The sequence below is a fragment of the Shewanella xiamenensis genome, from assembly GCF_024971755.1.
Taxonomy (GTDB): domain Bacteria; phylum Pseudomonadota; class Gammaproteobacteria; order Enterobacterales; family Shewanellaceae; genus Shewanella; species Shewanella xiamenensis.
Map to the genome: position 1 here is coordinate 4,546,091 of NZ_CP079718.1, position 16,810 is coordinate 4,562,900.

15 protein-coding genes are annotated in these 16,810 nt (G+C 46.1%); 3 read left to right on the forward strand and 12 right to left on the reverse strand.

Annotation, left to right across the window (positions count from 1 at the left end; translation table 11 throughout):
• Positions 1 to 35: 35 nt before the first annotated feature.
• From arsB to KXJ80_RS21070, 6 genes are all read right to left on the reverse strand, one after another.
• Positions 36 to 1,055, reverse strand: a complete 1,020-nt coding sequence (gene arsB, locus KXJ80_RS21045) for an ACR3 family arsenite efflux transporter (protein WP_218677943.1) — start codon at positions 1,053 to 1,055, stop codon at positions 36 to 38.
• A 9-nt stretch (positions 1,056 to 1,064) separates the two neighbouring features.
• A complete protein-coding gene (locus tag KXJ80_RS21050) occupies positions 1,065 to 1,583 on the reverse strand; it encodes an arsenate reductase ArsC (protein ID WP_218737516.1) in 519 nt (172 codons plus the stop codon).
• Positions 1,584 to 1,618: 35 nt separating this feature from the next.
• Positions 1,619 to 1,963 (reverse strand): metalloregulator ArsR/SmtB family transcription factor, encoded by a 345-nt coding sequence (locus KXJ80_RS21055; RefSeq protein WP_037413988.1) that lies wholly within the window; start codon positions 1,961 to 1,963, stop codon positions 1,619 to 1,621.
• Positions 1,964 to 2,257: 294 nt separating this feature from the next.
• The gene (locus tag KXJ80_RS21060) at positions 2,258 to 2,602 is read right to left on the reverse strand and encodes a cytochrome c3 family protein (protein WP_037413986.1); all 345 of its coding nucleotides are present in this window, start codon (positions 2,600 to 2,602) and stop codon (positions 2,258 to 2,260) included.
• A 66-nt stretch (positions 2,603 to 2,668) separates the two neighbouring features.
• Positions 2,669 to 4,336, reverse strand: coding sequence for an FAD-dependent oxidoreductase (locus KXJ80_RS21065; RefSeq protein ID WP_037413985.1), 1,668 nt, complete (start codon positions 4,334 to 4,336; stop codon positions 2,669 to 2,671).
• 400 nt (positions 4,337 to 4,736) lie between these two features.
• Entirely contained in the window at positions 4,737 to 5,999 is a 1,263-nt protein-coding gene (locus tag KXJ80_RS21070; RefSeq protein ID WP_259474506.1) for an OprD family outer membrane porin, read from the reverse strand.
• A gap of 252 nt (positions 6,000 to 6,251) precedes the next feature.
• Here KXJ80_RS21070 and KXJ80_RS21075 point away from each other — a divergent pair, with 252 nt between their 5' ends.
• Entirely contained in the window at positions 6,252 to 6,977 is a 726-nt protein-coding gene (locus tag KXJ80_RS21075) for a FadR/GntR family transcriptional regulator (RefSeq protein WP_203432277.1), read from the forward strand.
• A gap of 766 nt (positions 6,978 to 7,743) precedes the next feature.
• Here KXJ80_RS21075 and KXJ80_RS21080 read toward each other — a convergent pair.
• From KXJ80_RS21080 to KXJ80_RS21095, 4 genes are all read right to left on the reverse strand, one after another.
• Positions 7,744 to 8,070 carry a putative quinol monooxygenase gene (locus tag KXJ80_RS21080; protein ID WP_203432278.1) on the reverse strand — a complete coding sequence of 109 codons (327 nt, stop codon included), beginning with the start codon at positions 8,068 to 8,070 and terminating at the stop codon, positions 7,744 to 7,746.
• Between the two features lie 43 nt (positions 8,071 to 8,113).
• A complete protein-coding gene (locus KXJ80_RS21085) occupies positions 8,114 to 8,587 on the reverse strand; it encodes a GNAT family N-acetyltransferase (protein ID WP_037413977.1) in 474 nt (157 codons plus the stop codon).
• A 124-nt stretch (positions 8,588 to 8,711) separates the two neighbouring features.
• Positions 8,712 to 10,319 (reverse strand): DHA2 family efflux MFS transporter permease subunit, encoded by a 1,608-nt coding sequence (locus KXJ80_RS21090; RefSeq protein WP_144375745.1) that lies wholly within the window; start codon positions 10,317 to 10,319, stop codon positions 8,712 to 8,714.
• A gap of 13 nt (positions 10,320 to 10,332) precedes the next feature.
• Positions 10,333 to 11,388: an HlyD family secretion protein gene (locus KXJ80_RS21095; protein WP_218737517.1), complete on the reverse strand. Its 1,056-nt coding sequence runs from the start codon at positions 11,386 to 11,388 to the stop codon at positions 10,333 to 10,335.
• A gap of 97 nt (positions 11,389 to 11,485) precedes the next feature.
• Here KXJ80_RS21095 and KXJ80_RS21100 point away from each other — a divergent pair, with 97 nt between their 5' ends.
• Positions 11,486 to 12,418, forward strand: a complete 933-nt coding sequence (locus tag KXJ80_RS21100) for a LysR family transcriptional regulator (protein WP_088586195.1) — start codon at positions 11,486 to 11,488, stop codon at positions 12,416 to 12,418.
• Between the two features lie 204 nt (positions 12,419 to 12,622).
• On the forward strand, positions 12,623 to 13,033 hold the full coding sequence (gene mscL, locus KXJ80_RS21105; RefSeq protein WP_218737518.1) for a large-conductance mechanosensitive channel protein MscL: 411 nt from the start codon (positions 12,623 to 12,625) through the stop codon (positions 13,031 to 13,033).
• An 80-nt stretch (positions 13,034 to 13,113) separates the two neighbouring features.
• Here the strand turns inward: mscL and KXJ80_RS21110 are convergent, their stop codons facing one another.
• Together KXJ80_RS21110 and KXJ80_RS21115 are read right to left on the reverse strand one after the other, a co-directional pair.
• Positions 13,114 to 13,437 carry an antibiotic biosynthesis monooxygenase family protein gene (locus tag KXJ80_RS21110; protein ID WP_218737519.1) on the reverse strand — a complete coding sequence of 108 codons (324 nt, stop codon included), beginning with the start codon at positions 13,435 to 13,437 and terminating at the stop codon, positions 13,114 to 13,116.
• 129 nt (positions 13,438 to 13,566) lie between these two features.
• Complete coding sequence (locus KXJ80_RS21115; protein ID WP_218737520.1) at positions 13,567 to 16,785, reverse strand: efflux RND transporter permease subunit; 3,219 nt, start codon at positions 16,783 to 16,785, stop codon at positions 13,567 to 13,569.
• Positions 16,786 to 16,810: the final 25 nt, after the last annotated feature.

Below are 16,810 nucleotides of genomic sequence, written 5' to 3' on the forward strand. Positions count from 1 at the left end.
CCTTAAAACAATGCAGACCTACACCCTGCGATTTATTAAGATTGAAACCAGTGCCGAGTACGATTCGCAAAATACACCAGCGACAACATCACAGGCACCTCAACTAATACCCCAACCACAGTCGCGAGAGCCGCTCCCGAGTGCAGACCAAATAATGAAATAGCCACAGCGACCGCCAGCTCAAAAAAGTTAGAAGAGCCAATCATGCTCGCTGGTGCCGCAATCGCATGGGTAAGTTTTAGTTTTAAGGCAAGCCAATAGGCCAAGATAAAAATGCCATAGCTTTGAATAATCAAAGGGATAGCTATGAGTAGAATATTCTGTGGTTGACTCACAATGGTCTTCGCTTGAAAACCAAATAACAGCACAACCGTCGCGAGTAGCCCAATCACAGACCAAGGTTTGAGTTTAGCCAGTAACTGCGGCACAGCACTCGTATCATGGCTCGTCTCAAGGCGTTTTCGAGTCGCAACACCCGCAATCAAAGGCAATAACACATAGAGGACAACCGAAAGTAACAGAGTTTCCCATGGCACTTGAATATCGCTCACACCGAGTAATAATGCCGAGAGTGGCGCAAATAAAAACACCATAATGATATCGTTAACAGAGACTTGCACTAGCGTATAGTTCGGGTCACCTTTCGTCAGTTGACTCCACACAAACACCATTGCAGTACAAGGCGCCACACCGAGTAATATCATTCCCGCGATATATTCACTGGCGGTTTGTGGATCAACCCAGTCGGCAAATAGCAACTTGAAAAATAACCAGCCTAACAATGCCATAGTAAAAGGTTTAACGAGCCAGTTGATGAAAAGCGTTAACATCAATCCCTTCGGCGCTTTGCCAACATCTTTCACCGCAGAAAAATCAATCTGCACCATCATGGGATAAATCATTACCCAGATAAACAGGGCGATGACTAAATTAACATGGGCATATTCAAGCGCGGCTACAGCAGCAAATAGACCGGGGACAACATTCCCCAACACAACCCCAGCAATAATGCTCAGCCCGACCCAAACACTTAAATAACGCTCAAAAATTCCCATATAAACCTCTTAATCGACTAACGGGTGGGCAAGTACAATTTGCTGTAATGCTGCCGATAAAACCCTAGGCTCGGCCTTTAAATCAACACGCTGCAAAGCACCTATCCGTCCCTCTAACAATCTGATTATTTTAAAAAATAAGACATCTTGATCTTCAACGTTCAGCTGGCTTGGATCGGGTAATCCCCAGTGCAATTTCGGGGTATTTCCTAGCCATAAAGGGCAAGTCTCGCCCGCTGCACTATCACAAACTGTGATAACCAGATCCGGCGAGAAGTCAGCTAACGCCTCCCAACTTTTACTGTGAAGTCCTGCGGTTGAATACCCATGTTGCTGAAGATGTTTCAGGGTCATAGGATGGACCTTGCCCGACGGAGCGCTGCCAGCACTCATAAAAGTCAGTGGCAACCCCAATGCCAGTTGCCGAGCAATAGCCTCCGCTAAAATGCTCCGACAAGCATTATGTGTGCACAAAAAAAGCACGTTAAAATCGGGGGTTAGCTCCACATATTGTTCTATAGCCGCCATGACAAACTCCAATCCAGTACGTTTCAAAAGCTATATTAACAACACGCTTTTGCTCGCTCAGGCCGCCCACCCATTTGACAGAGATTACGCAGGTTCTCCTGCAAAAAGATGTCGTTATCATCACAGGTTTGGGCAAGTACCTGCTGGCACCAAGGCGCGATCTCAGTATTAATCCGATAAAACACCCATTGTCCTTGACGTCGATCGACTAACAGCCGGGCTTTTTTTAACTGAGCCAAGTGGCGCGAAACCTTGGGCTGACTTTCAGACAGCGCAGCCATCAGTTCACACACGCATAATTCCCCTTCCCGCTGGATCAGCAGCAGACATTTCAACCGAGTTTCATCGGCAAGCGCCTTAAAAAATGCGACAGGTTGCATGGTTTAGTCCAAAGGTAGATAAAATTACATATGGAATTTAATATATATGAAAAAACATATATGTATAGTTATTTTTGTAGAAACCACTCACTGGCTTAATAAAACAAACCTAAAAATAAATACCTTAACCGTTGAAGATGATGATGTAGGTACGAAAATAACCCATTGGAAAGGCCATTAAAAAATGGTTACTCAGGCATAAAGTCGTGAAACCCGACCAAAAGAAATGCCAGTTAGCATTAACTGGCATTTTCGATTTGCAATACTTTATATCAAGTTAATGCTGATAAGGTTCTAGGGAGTAACCAAATCAAACCTTGGGTGACAACTTACACATAAATTTTCTGACTTTTGGTGTACGTGGTGGCACTTAGCACAATCCGTCTCGGTAGCAAAGTGACGGTTGTTATGGGGGTTAGTCGGTTTCAGGTTTTCAGTTTTTAGCGCCAGCTTTTCAGTGTTATGGCATTGCACACACTTAAGCATAGGCACAGCTTGACGCTCTCCTGTTCCATGGCAACTGTTACATTTAATCCCTTTTGCAGCATGGGTTTGATCGAGTAGAACATTGTCTTTTGCTATCGCACTTGCTGCGAAAATGCCCAAGACAAGAGCCAAAATAATTGTGAGATTTTTCATTTTTAAATTCCATCATTCATGTCACTGGATGCCAACTAAAAGCAGCCGCTATTGATAATTTGGCGTTTAAAGTTTCGCGACGTATTTGCCCGCTAAGTAGCCAAAGGTGTAGCAACGTCCCAGAGACAGACCGAATACTGTTAATGGGTAATCAACACCACCATAGAAGCCCGCACCCAAGTTGCCGACAATAAACAGGCCAGGAATTTCTTTACCATCCGCATCCAGTACTTGATGATTTTCGTTCACCAGAATTCCTGAACATAAGGTTGAAATTCTCATACGACGATGAATGCCGTAAAACGGCGGTTTAAGCACTGGAACCATTTTGCTGGCTGGTTTACCAAAATCTTCGTCTTTACCTTTTTTGCACAATTCGTTGTAACGATTCACGCTTGCAACAAAGGTTTTGGGATCACATTCTAGCTTCACAGCTAATTCTTCTAAGGTGTTGGCGGCGTAGGTATTGGTCAAAGAAGGGAATACACCTTTTTTCTCGCCGGGCACTTCAGGCATATAAACCTTAAGCTCCTCTGGTGAATAAAGATGACCAGGCCAATCCTTCGCTTGTGTCATGTAATCCGAATCAAATACCTGGGAGTAATGTCCCGCGTTATACTCATCTTTCAGGTAGTTATTCATTAATGACATTTCAACTGTTTCATTAACGAAGCGTTCGCCTTTACGGTTAACGGCTAAGAAAGGCATATCGCACATTGAAGCAGGGCCCGCGTCGAAGTCATGCAACATTTTGGTATGACCAACAGGTTCAATAACCCCACCGGCCCAATACGCCATAGCAAAACCATCACCGGTACGGTCCATTTGTTTGCGTTCAAAGTTTTTCAAATCTGGAATAAAGAAATCACACATGGCCTTGTTATTTTGGTAATCACCAGAAGACAGAATGACCCCTTTCTTCGCCATGTATTTGTGGTACTTACCATCACGAGTTTGAGCAATAACACCGATCACTTTGCCTGATTCGTCTTGGATCAGTTGTTGTGCAGGAGTGTTAAAGAAGAATTTTACACCTGCCTTTTCCGCTGTTTTTGCCAGTGCACGAATACCATCACCGGTTGTGTAGGGTTTAGGGCCACAGAATGAGGTCACAAAATTTAAACGATCAGATTGGTCCGCAATACCACGAATACCATGTTGTACCTTGGTACCCTGATCGACCACTTGGCCACCACTTTGTTTCATTCGATCAATCACCCAAGTGACTGCTTCACCGGAGTTGTAAGCCCATTGTCTTAATAAACCAGGATGCGAGCGGTGAGCATTATCAGCCATCAAACGGCTTACTAACGCCTCAATAGCCGCTTTATCACTGTTTTTCAGATCGATACCAGCACCAGTGTTTCCCTGTGAAACAGGAATGGCTTGTTTTTGTAAACAGGCAACTGTGGCGCCATTTTCTCTGGCAGATAATGCAGCTGGAACACCAGAAGCTCCGGCACCAACAACAACAACGTCAAAGGTTTGAGTCGTTGCGATATCTTTATCTGCGATCGGTTTAGGTTTAGGTAAAAAACTTAAGGCAGCACCGCCAATCTCGGCACATTCAGCGCCGACTTGCAGTGGTGCAGCACTGGCAGACCCCATTCCTAAAGAGGCAAAAGCTAAACCACCACTGCCCATTGCCGCCCGAGTCAGAAAACTTCTTCGAGAGATCCCGTTTTGAAGCACACTCGCTGTGTATTGATCAATTTCTTTCGATTTATTACTCATTTGATACTCCTTTGCCCTCATTGCGAGTGGTATTGCACTCACAATGGTGCTGGGTCTATTCGTGCCCAGATTTTTTACGTGTATTTAGAAGCTAAAAACCGCTGCGTTGACTTAAGAACACCCAATCAATCGACAATTAAATGTATGACATATGACAATACATAAAAAGAGGTATTAGCAACATCTTTGCAGTACTTCACAAAATATTTAATTTATGGAAAAACTAACCTTATTTAATAAGCAACTTCAGACTATTTTCAAACTCACCATTTAATAGATAAATACTCTAATTTTAATTATCTAATTAAAAAGTAATTTAAAATTCATTTCACAAGAAAAAATAGGTATACCCAAAACAATGGTATACCCTTAAAAAGTTGCAGGGGAGCAGTTTTCAGTACTAATGACCTAAAGTAAATTTATAGTTAATATAGAACCGAACATCATTGAAATTCTCACCTTGATCAAAATCAATAGTGGCATAACGAGCTTTTAACCCTAAACCGGAAAGTGCTCCAGAGAATTTATAACTAATTGAATAGTTCATTTCGCTAAAATCACTACCAGCATTTTCTGGTACATCATATTGACCATAATATGCATAGGCCTCTAATCCATTAAGGCCCAGTTTCTCAAAATCATAGGCTAGTTTTAATGCATTGACTTCTTCATCAGCACGCGCAGATTGATATACCTGTTGAATAACCACTTTTTCATCTCCCCATGGAGTGAGCACAGTGTCATCACCAGTTTTAGCATATAGATAAGTGACATCAGCACCAGCAAACTTGGCACCGAGATGGAAACCATATTGATATGTGTCTAGTGGGCCGCCAGTTTCATCACCCGTTGCTTTCTGAGTTAAGTAAGATGGAGTGAGATAAAAATTAACCGCACTGATGTCAGTGGAAAATTTTACTTTTGCATAGGTTTGATTAAAAACATCTTCCATGCGGTAATGCCAAAGATTAACCTCGGTTTTGACCGCTTCGAAAGGTAACTGATATTTAGCACCCAGAGCATAAACAGGGTTATCTGCCACCTCAGTAATCACACCCGCTCTGGCTAGCTCACTTTGTACAGCTTCTTTAACCGATATGAAGCTGTTATCAGACCATCCCATTGAGTCCGTAATATACAATGCGGAAAGAGTGAGATTATTTACGCTATTATTTTCAACAGAAAAACCACGAAAGGTTCTTGGAATGGCTCTAATATCGTGAGGATTCATCATCGGAGTTCTTAATTCTTGAGCCCCAAGTTTAAATTTAGTATTCCACCAATCACCTTGAATAAAATATTCTTGTAATCGATTGACACTATCATGGTCGCCATTTTCATCTCGAGCAACCAAACCATAAACACTATCAGAGTCATTAGTCCAAATAGGATTAGCAGAGGCAAAGCTAGTACCAAAACTAATTCCGTTAACTTTAGCAGTATTATAATAAAACAGCCCACCTAATGACGTATCATGTTTTTTATTCGTTGCGCCATCATAATCACGCGTAAAATCAAATAACCGCAATTCTCCTTTAACGGTTCCATCGCTAAACATTTTATCAATCGTTGTATCTGCGAACGCAGATACAGAAAGAGCAGACAGCACAAAAAAAGATAGGCTTTTCATTTTCATCATCATCTTCCTGTTATTAGTTGACATGTTTGCCATGCCTATACTGGTTAAGAAACAGACTCCAAACCACTTTGGAGAAATGTATGACGTATAACCTTACTTAACAATGAAGACTGAGCAAATATGAGAAACTAGTTGCGAAATTTATAGAGATGTTACTTCGATCAACAAAAATGAATGTTTTTTAATCACTAATATAGGAAATGCGAGAGTACATTTTCTGCCTCAAAAGTACTTTTATGTTAAGATGGCGGAACTAAGCATATTGAGGGCAAACTAGTGCATAACTTCAAGCCAATTAAGCAGATAAAAGCATCTAGTGAAGTTGGACAACAGCTAAAAAATGCTATTTTAGGTGGCGATTATAAAGCTGGTGATAAACTACCATCCGAACGCGAACTCATAGAATTATTCCAAGTGAGTCGAACCGTTGTCAGGGAAGCCATTAAGAGCCTTGAAGCGAGCGGCTTGGTAGAAATTCGCCAAGGTGCAACGGGTGGTGCATTTGTTAAACATCTGACATTTGAGCGTTTAAGTGATGCCTGCCATGACATGTTTATGATGGGAAAGTTATCACTCCCCGAATTATGCCAAGCGCGCATTTTGATTGAGCCTCAAGTCACCAGAATGGCAGCTAAAAATTGCACACCAGCACAAGCAATTGCGCTGCATGAAGCATTGCGACATGAAAATGACTCGTACGCATATCCCGAGACTGTCGCTTTACGCTCTGAAGTGCATTATTTATTAGCAGAAATGTCAGGCAACCGTTTCTTAGAGGCAATTGTAAAATCACTATTGATTTTACTTAAAAATCAAACAATAAAGTTTGAGCCACCAACGGATGAAATCCATCCCTTGGGCTTACACGATATTATCGTTCAAGCCGTTATCGAAAAAGATGAAGCCAAAGCCGAAGCCGCCATGTTGGCACATTTAGAAGACTTTAATCGTCGTTTGAAAGAAATCGAATTAAGGTATATCAAGCGGCAAAATAACGCTTAGTACTGCCCGCGATAAATTTTGGCATTACAGTTTGATAAGCCGACTTACTGTAATGCCAAATTCTTCCATTACAACTCTTGACGACTGATTGAATCAACTCAATATCAGTATTATCTAATAAGTTAAGCTCAGTTCTCTACACCATACTCTTAAACACCAACCAAGCAAAAAACTAACCAATTAATTTTTAATAAATAAAGCTGATTGATGCGTCAGGTTTTGCCATTTCCTTTGAGCGATTAACCGCGGCATTACACCTTTAAATAAAAACACCCGATGGGGTTCATCAGGTGTTTTAGGAGTCAATCAGTAGCTGCTGATGGCAAACCAGGCCGTCGCACAAATTTGATCTAATTGATTGCAGATTTAGCTGAATTGAGCATGCTTATAACCCAAAGCTTCAGGATGTTATTTTTTGCAACGTCCAATATTGGAGCCAATAGATGCAACTTTGTCACACTCCTTGGCAGCTTTCTTTTCAGCAGTATTTGTAACTTTCGAGTTAGAGTTAGTATCAGCATTTGTCGATGCACAACCGCTCAAACCGAGAAATACGAGGGGAATAAGGCTCAGTGTCCATGTTTTTAGCATTGTATACATCCGTGAGTTAATTGGTTTTTAACATTTTGTTGCGGTATTGAATAGCGAAGACTGTAAGCTAACCAATAAAATCTCCTGATACAATGCTATAAACTGCAAAGACAATGTAAATTAATACATTCTACTGACGACATAAGGTTTATTAAGCGATAACACGGTAAAACACTTAGACGATGACCTGATGATAGGTTTCGACTTGGAACGACTCAACCAACTCAGGCATCACTTGGTGGAAATAATGTTGAATAGCCTCTTTAGCGCAGTGCTGATCGAAGGCAGTAATATCAACAAACTTCTCCACAAAGGTCACGCGGCGCGGTTCATCACGGCTGACGTTGAGCTCATACCGAATACAACCGGCTTCACGGCGTGTATCGGGGATCAGCGAGGCGAGCGCCGCAATCAAGGCCTCGGTTTTGCCTTCTTTGGCTAAAAAGCTCGCGACGCAAACGAGTTGTTGTTGATTGATTTTATAGTCCGCAACAGTAGTCATTTGATTTCCTTAATAAGAGTAAATTCAGCTAGTTAAAATCAGATTACTTAGGCTGGTAACGCATGTCGATATGAGGAATGCCATCTTCCAAATACATTTCAGAACAGATGTTAAACCCGAGTTTTTGGTAGAAGTTTTTCAGATAATCCTGAGCACCAATTTGGATCCCCGCCTTGGGCCAAGTACTTAGTGCAGATTCGATCGCCCGCTGCATCAACGGCATTGCCAATCCTTTACCTCGTCCAGCAGATGACACCACCACTCGGCCAATACTGGCCTCGGGATAACTCAGCCCCGGAGGCAAAATACGGGCATAGGTGAGTAACTCGCCCGCAGGCGATAGGCCGATTAAATGCTGAGTTTCAGGGTGTCTATCTTTATCATCAAGCTCTGGATAAGCACAGGCCTGCTCGACCACAAACACATCGACTCGCAGTTTAAGGATTTCATATAAGGTATTGGCAGTTAATTGATTAAATTTAAGAATTTGCCACTCAACTGAATCTTGTATCGACATAAAAAGGCTCTGCGTACAACAGGAAAAGAGCTCGAGTCTATCACAGCTCAGCGCATAAAAAAGCGCCTTAATTCTGGGGGGAATTAAGACGCAAGGGTTACGCATTGCGAAAACTGACTTAGTGTTATTCGATCACCGCATCGTGGGCGACTGGGCCTTGTGGTTTACGGATAAGCAGCACAGCCACCACGGCAATTAATAACAGGGCCCCCATAATCAAAAACACATCGTTATAGGCTTGAATATAGGCCTGCTGACTCATGGTTTGCCCTAACAATGCCTTGGCCTGCATAGAGGCGGTATAGGGATCCGAGCCACCCTGTTGCAACATACTGGCACTCTGATTCAAATAGTCCTGCGCCTGCGTGCTGACCGCTGGCAAAGATTCCTTCACATGGGCCAAATGGCTGCGAGCCAAGTTATCGGTTAAAGTCGCCACCAAGGCGATACCAAAGGCGCCACCTAAGTTACGCATCACGTTCAGCACGGTCGAAGCCGAAGGATTCTCATGGGGCTTTAAATGGGCCGTAGCTAACATACCAATGGGCACTAAGATAAAGGGCTGGCCTAAGGCGCGCACCACTTGGGAGGCTATCATCTGCTGCCCAGCGTAATCTGCGGTCATTTGGCTATTCATGTAATAACTTAGGGCAAACATAAAAAAGCCGAAGGCGGCTAAGTAACGCCCGTCGAAACGTTGCATTAAACGTGGCACTAAGGGCAAAACTAACAACTGCGGGAAGCCCATCCACATAATCACCTCACCAATTTCCAGTGGTGTGTAATCATGCACTTGAGACAAATAAAGTGGGATCAAATAGATCGCGCCAAAGAGCGCCATCCCCAGTAAAAAATACGCCACGGTTGAAAGCACAAAATCACGTTTACCGAGTAAGCGTAAATTCACTAAAGGATCTTTACGGTTGAGTTGGATCCACACAAACAGCACTAAATTCACGGCGGCAATGATGGCGAGATTGCGGATCAAATCCGAGCCAAACCAATCCTTACGGTTTCCCTCCTCAAGCACCACCTCGAGGCAACCCATGCCCAGCGCCATGGTGACAATGCCCGCTAAATCGGCATTTTTCAGCTTGTCCCATACCACAGGGCGTTTTTCGAGACCATAGGCCAACATCGCCATTACCAGCAATCCGGGCGGCACGTTGATATAAAACAGGTAATGCCAACTAAAATGCTCAGTTAACCAACCACCTAAGGTTGGGCCAATCGAGGGTGCAAATGTCGCAGTCACCCCGAATAACGCCATCCCCACGGCACGTTTATTCTCAGGTAAAAATTCTAAGATCAACCGAAAGGCCAGCGGGATCAACGCGCCACCAAAGAAGCCCTGCAACGCCCGAAAGGCGATCATGGCCTCGAGGTTCCACGAAATCGAACACAGGATAGAAGCAAAGATAAAGGCTGCGGTGGTCCACAGCAGATAACGCCTGACCGAGAGCCCAGTGCTTAACCAGCCCGAGAGCGGAATCGCAATCATCTCGGCAACCAGATAAGCCGTTGAAATCCAACTGCCTTCCTCAAGCGTTGCCCCAAGGCTGCCTTGAATCTCTTTCATCGAGGCATTGGTGATTTGAATATCGAGGATCGCCATAAAGGCGCCAATCAAACCACCAAAAACGGCAATCCACGAACGGCGACTACCACGCTCATATTCGCTCGGCGTAGCCCCAGCGGCGATAGCCTCAGGTGCAGCAGCAATTGTGCTCATGTTAACGACCTACTTAGCGACCGACGTTTGCAGCAATAGCTGTCGTCGGATGCGACGCAGTATCGACCTTCACCACCGCACTTAACCCGGGGACCACTCGCGCCTCTTCTTCTGAGAGATCTAAACGGATCCGCACTGGAATACGCTGCACGATTTTGGTGAAGTTACCCGTGGCATTTTCGGCGGGCAGCAGACTAAATTTGGCTCCGGACGCCGGCGACAGACTATCGATTACACCTGTAAAGGTTTTGTCGGGAAACGCATCGAGACTGACCTGCACCGACTGCCCGGGTTGCATATGTTGGATTTGGGTTTCTTTAAAGTTCGCCGAGATCCACACAGCCCCATCCGGAACCAAACTAAAGAGTGCTTGGCCGGGCTGCACATACTGCCCCACCATAGCGCCGCGTTTACCAATCACCCCAGAGAAGGGCGCGGTCACACGGGTATCATTGAGCTGAATGTTAGCTAGCTCCAATGCCGCATTCGACTGCTCAACCACAGAGCTGGCTTGATTAAGCTGAGCATTAAACACAGCAAGCTCACGTTCTTTAGCCACTAACAGCGCCTTGGCTTCATCGAGGCGCGCAGCAGCAGAATCAAAACCCGCCTGTAATTGGTCGACATCGTCCTGTGAGCTGTAATTGCTGACTTTTAACTTTTTCGCTCGGCTTAATTGTTGCTCGGCACGAATTTTATCAGCCTGCGCCGCCACCACACCCGCACTCGCTTGGCTGATCAGCGCATGTTGCAGATCCACCTTAGCGGCTAAGGTTTGTAGATCTGCTTTGGCACTGGCAAGTGCAGCCTCGGCTTGGCTGACTTTGGCGCTAAACTGGTTATCTTCAAGTTGCGCCAATAACTCGCCCTTACGCACATGCTGGTTATCGGTCACATCGGATAACACCACATAACCTGGCACTTTTACGCTCACATGGGAGATATCGGCCTCAACATAAGCATTATCAGTGGTTTCGATAAAACGTACTTGCGTCCACCAGTAATAGCCGCCACCCGCAGCGGCGGCGAGTAATAGTGGAACGGCGATAATGAGCTTACTTTTGGACATGAATGACTCCTTGATTAGTGAGTACTAGTGTACTACTGTCTCATCAAGTTTATTAGGTAGTTAAAAATCAACCCACTGTTTCACAGGTGTAACAATCATGGATCTCAATCGGGTGCAAATATTTGCTCAAGTGGTAGAGCAAGGTAGTTTTACCGGGGCAGCTAAAGCCCTCGGACTCACTAAGGCAACAGTCAGTCGCAAAATTGCCGAACTAGAAGCCGATACGGGTACTCAGCTATTATTCCGAACGACTCGCGCACTCAAACTCACAGAAGCGGGTTCAAGTTATTACAATCGAATCAATAAGATCTTAAGTGATCTTCAAAGCGCCGAAAATCAGCTCAGTGCCCACCAGCAATTAATCAAAGGTAACCTAAGAATCGTATGCCCTATTGAATTAGGTCAACTGTTTCTTGGGCCGATCTTCGCCCAGTTTTTAACCCTTTATCCCGATATCACCATAGAAGCCGAGCTCACTAACCGTAAAGTGGATGTGATAGAAGAAGGTGTGGATCTGCTATTCCAAATCGCTGACTCGAGTGATACCCGCCTACAAAGTTATTCCTTAGTTAACGCCTATAAATCCTTAATGGCCAGCCCTAAATATTTGGCCGAACATGGCACGCCAAAAGTGCCACAGGATTTGGCTAAACATAAAGCGATTCGTTTACAGTCGGCCCATATTGAAGGGGCATGGAAGCTATTTGATGGTAAAACTTGGGTAGTCATTGAGCCCGTCACGCAATTGACAGTGAATAATGTCACCATTGCCCGCGAAGCTGCCATTGCAGGGCTTGGCATTACGGCCGTGCCGTCGATTATTGCCCAAGAGGCGATAGAGAAAGGCTATTTAGTGCGACTCCTTGACGATTATCCTATGGTGCAAACCAAGGTGGTACTCAGCTATCCCAAGCGAGCCTATCTGCCGCGCAAATACCGCGTTTTTATCGAGTTTATCTACGCCTCTTTGTTTAAACGCTGGGGGTCACAGGTATTAGAAGTGCCAGAATTTATCGGTCAGCAAAAATAGACCCATTCACACAGAAATTAACAACTGTAACCTTGAGAGTGTGAAATCTGCCAGTGCAGGATAAATCCTTAATCTCAGAATTGCCTTAATCCTTAAGCCCCTATAAGCTTGGCAAGGTAACAGGCAGCAAAAGACCCTAAGGTTTTCCTGATACAGTTAATACAATAAAATTTAACATTTAATCATATTTTCGGAGGAAACCTAATGAGCTTACTTAAAGAGTTCAAGGCTTTTGCATCCCGTGGCAATGTAATCGATATGGCGGTGGGTATTATCATCGGTGCCGCTTTTGGCAAGATAGTCTCATCCTTTGTGGCCGATATCATTATGCCGCCGATTGGGATCATTTTAGGGGGGGTGAATTTTAGTGATCTGAGCGTTGTGCTCCTCGCTGCCCAAGGTGATGCGCCAGCTGTTGTCATCGCTTACGGTAAATTTATCCAAACCGTTATCGACTTTACCATTATCGCCTTCGCGATTTTTATGGGCTTAAAAGCCATTAACAGCCTAAAACGCAAACAGGAAGAAGCGCCGAAAGCGCCACCTGCACCGACCAAAGATCAAGAGCTGTTATCAGAGATCCGCGATCTGCTTAAAGCGCAGCAAGAAAAATAAGCTAACGCCTTTTTATTTGATTGATTGCAATAAAAAACCCATCGACTTCGATGGGTTTTGTTTTTGTTCAAGCGCTTAGCTTACTCGGGCACATCGTGCACTGTTTCGCTATAGTCTTGCACTACTTCGGCAACGCGGATGCGATAAGAGTTAAATAAGCAAGGCACAATGCCAGATTGCTCAGCAATGCTGTGGGCCATTTGATTACGCCATTGAGTAATAGAGGCCATGTTATCCCAAAACGATAAGCTCAGCACCTTGCCATCGTCGGTTAAGCTCTGAAACCGTTCAATTGAAATCAGCCCCTGACGCCCTTCTAAATATTGGCGCATCTCAGCTGCCACGTGCAGATATTCTTCCTTGCCTTCTTTCGTGGGCACGACTTCAAAAATGACTGCGATCATAATGCTCTCCAGAGATAGTAATCCTTAATACCAGAGCTAAGCCTAGCCTAGATCGCGCACTATAGCTCACTGATTTTTAACTTTAACATTGAGCCTTGCCACAAAATGAGGCCAAGGCTCAACATCCCACTAGGCGGGCGACTTATCGTGGCGATATAACCAACGATACAGGGTCGGTAACACCAATAACGTCAGTGCCGTAGAGCTAAACAGCCCGCCGATAATCACCACCGCCAGCGGCTTTTGGATTTCACTGCCCACACCCGATGACACTAAGATGGGGATCAAGCCCAAGGCCGAGGTCAAGGCCGTCATCAGCACGGGGCGTAAACGGCCAACCGTGCCTTCGTAAACCGAGTCATAGAGCGACTCGCCGCTCTGCCTGCGTTGGTTTATCGAATCCACTAATACCACTCCGTTGAGCACCGCCACCCCAAACAGCGTGATAAAGCCAATGGAGCTTGGCACCGATAGATAAGTACCACTAACAAACAGCGCCACAATACCGCCGATGAGTGCTAGCGGCACGTTCGCCATAATCAGTAATACCTGCTTAACCGCGCCGAAGGAGAAGTACAACAGCAAGGCAATCAAGGCGATTGAGACTGGCACTACCAACATCAGCTTTTGCTGTGCCCGCTGCTGATTTTCATACTGACCACCCACAATCACAGTATATCCAGCAGGTAGATCGGCCTTTGGCACCAGCGCGTAAATATCGTTTACCACAGAGCCCATGTCTCGCCCCGCCACGTTCGCTTGCACCACCACGCGGCGCTGCACATCGTCACGGCGAATATTCGGCGGCGCCATTTCCACTGCAACGCTGGCCACTTCGCCTAAGCGCACAATTGCGCCATTGGTGCCACTCAAGAGCAAATCCTTAATCACATCTGGACTGCTGCGAAACTCGGCGGCAAGGCGTAAATTAATGTCGTATCTGGCGTTACCGTCGATGACTTGGCCAGCGCTGGCGCCACCAATACCTTGACTGACGAGTGTCATCACCTGATCAACACTGATGCCATAACGGGCAAGCTGCGAACGGTCAGGCCGCACTACCAGCTGCGCCTCACCACTCACCTGTTCGAGGGACACATCCACAGCGCCGGGGATTTTCGCCACCAGATCGGTCAGCACTTGGCCTTTTTCAGATAAAACTTCTAAATCGGGGCCAAAGAGTTTAATCGCTAACTGCGCCTTAACCCCCGAAAGCAGCTCATCGACCCGAGTCGCAATCGGTTGTGAGAAGGTGAGTAGCAGCCCAGGGAAGACACTGAGCTTTTCCTCCATCAGCCGTTGCAACTCCAAACGCGAACTGGCCGATTGCCATTCTTCTATTGGTTTTAGGCCGATATAGACTTCAATATTGCTGACAGGCTCAGGATCGCCGCCTAATTCGGGCGCACCGATTCGGCTTAAGGCATACTCCACCTCGGGGAATTCCAGCAGCAAAGCCTCAAGCTTAGGTGCGACATCCAAAGATGTGCCAAGGCTGGCGGTGGGTGCTAACGTTACCCTCAGGTTAATCGTGCCTTCCTCTAACTCGGGCACAAACTCGGTGCCGAGTCTGGGCAGCAATGCCATGCTCATGACAAACATCAGTGCCGCACTGAGTACCACCATTTTAGGACGCGCTAGCGTTGCACTGAGCAGTTTGCGATATGCGCTATCCAGCGGCCTTAAGATCACACTTTCTTTCAGCACAACTCCACGTTTAAACAGATATACCGCTAAAGCTGGCACCGCGATTAATGCCACCAGCAAGGCGGAAATCATCGCCAAAATAATGCTGACGGCCATAGGTTGGAACAGCTTGCCCTCAACCCCTTCCAGCGCAAATAGCGGCGCAAACACCACAATGATAATCGCCGTCGCGAAGAAGATAGGACTGCACACTTCTTTCGCCGCCAGCATAATGCGCACGGCCATATTCCCCTGATGTTCGTCATCATCAGCGTTAACACCACCATCCTCATCACCATGGTACGGGTCAGTTTCACCATCGGCACGCGCCCTTGCCTCAGCTAAATGACGGCGATCCGGTTGGGTTAAATGTTTGAAAATATTCTCAACCATCACCACTGAGCCATCGACCAACATACCAATGGCAACCGCTAACCCACCGAGGGACATCAAGTTGGCTGAAAGGCCATAGTAGGACATCACCATCAGCGCCAAACCGATGGACACAGGGATAGACAGCAACACCAACAGGGTGGCGCGGATATTCACAAGGAACAGCGCCAAGATAACCACAATAAACACAAAAGCCATCAGCAGCGCATCGCGCACTGTGGTAACGGCTTTATCCACTAAGTCTGCTTGGTCGTAAAACACCTCAAAGGACACGCCCTTGGGCAACGCCTGCTCAATCAGATTAATCCGCGCATCGATATCATCAATCGTCGCCTTAGTGTTAGCGCCCATCCGTTTAAGCACTACGCCCGCGACCACTTCGCCCAAGGCTTGCGCCTGCCCCGCCTCATCACGGCGCGTCATAGTCACTGCGCCTACGCGGATCTCACTACCAAAATCGACCTTAGCAATGTCGCCCACTCGCACAGGCGTGCCACGTACTTCAGTGAGTGGCATTTGAGCAATCGAGGCAAGCCCTGCCTCTCCGGCGGGCAACATGCCATAACCCCGCACCACTAATTGCTCTTGGCCTTGGTCCATAAACCAGCCACCAGCGTTGCGGTTATTGCTCTCGAGCGCCTCACTCACTTGCGCCATCGACAAGCCATAAGCACGCAACTTATTAGGGTCGACCTGCACTTGATATTGACGAACTTCGCCGCCAAAAGATAACACATCGGTCACGCCGCCAACGGGCATCAAGATAAGTTTGACGAGGTAGTCGTTAAGACTACGCAGCTCGGCGGCATTGATGCCTGCACTTGGATCTGCCCGCAAAATATATTGATAAATCTGCCCCAATCCAGAGGTGTTAGGGCCAATTTCTGGCACACCCACCCCGCTTGGGATCATCTCCCGCGCCGCCTGTAACTGCTCAAACACTTGCTGTCGGGCAAAGTAAATATCCGTGCCCTCAGCAAAGACGACCGTCACAATGGACAAGCCTGTGCGCGATAACGAACGCACTTCAGTCACCGCTGGCAAAGCATACATGGCCGATTCGACCGGATAACTGATGAGTTTTTCTACCTCTTCGGCGGCCAAGCCCTCGGCCTCGGTATTGATGGTCACCTGTACGTTGGTGACATCGGGAAAGGCATCGAGATTCAACTTGGGCAACATGGCCACACTGGCAGCGACCGCCGCAAGCAGCGCCAACACCACTAATAGCCGATTTTTAATCGCGGCTTCGATTGCTTTTTGCAACATAAGAATTCCTTAAGCGAGAATCATA

Coding starts and splice junctions, on each gene's coding strand:
- arsB (WP_218677943.1), bottom strand. CDS start 1,055: ATGGGAATTTTTGAGCGTTATTTAAGTGTTTGGGTCGGGCTGAGCATT.
- KXJ80_RS21050 (WP_218737516.1), bottom strand. CDS start 1,583: ATGGCGGCTATAGAACAATATGTGGAGCTAACCCCCGATTTTAACGTG.
- KXJ80_RS21055 (WP_037413988.1), bottom strand. CDS start 1,963: ATGCAACCTGTCGCATTTTTTAAGGCGCTTGCCGATGAAACTCGGTTG.
- KXJ80_RS21060 (WP_037413986.1), bottom strand. CDS start 2,602: ATGAAAAATCTCACAATTATTTTGGCTCTTGTCTTGGGCATTTTCGCA.
- KXJ80_RS21065 (WP_037413985.1), bottom strand. CDS start 4,336: ATGAGTAATAAATCGAAAGAAATTGATCAATACACAGCGAGTGTGCTT.
- KXJ80_RS21070 (WP_259474506.1), bottom strand. CDS start 5,999: ATGTCAACTAATAACAGGAAGATGATGATGAAAATGAAAAGCCTATCT.
- KXJ80_RS21080 (WP_203432278.1), bottom strand. CDS start 8,070: ATGACTACTGTTGCGGACTATAAAATCAATCAACAACAACTCGTTTGC.
- KXJ80_RS21085 (WP_037413977.1), bottom strand. CDS start 8,587: ATGTCGATACAAGATTCAGTTGAGTGGCAAATTCTTAAATTTAATCAA.
- KXJ80_RS21090 (WP_144375745.1), bottom strand. CDS start 10,319: ATGAGCACAATTGCTGCTGCACCTGAGGCTATCGCCGCTGGGGCTACG.
- KXJ80_RS21095 (WP_218737517.1), bottom strand. CDS start 11,388: ATGTCCAAAAGTAAGCTCATTATCGCCGTTCCACTATTACTCGCCGCC.
- KXJ80_RS21100 (WP_088586195.1), top strand. CDS start 11,486: ATGGATCTCAATCGGGTGCAAATATTTGCTCAAGTGGTAGAGCAAGGT.
- mscL (WP_218737518.1), top strand. CDS start 12,623: ATGAGCTTACTTAAAGAGTTCAAGGCTTTTGCATCCCGTGGCAATGTA.
- KXJ80_RS21110 (WP_218737519.1), bottom strand. CDS start 13,437: ATGATCGCAGTCATTTTTGAAGTCGTGCCCACGAAAGAAGGCAAGGAA.
- KXJ80_RS21115 (WP_218737520.1), bottom strand. CDS start 16,785: ATGTTGCAAAAAGCAATCGAAGCCGCGATTAAAAATCGGCTATTAGTG.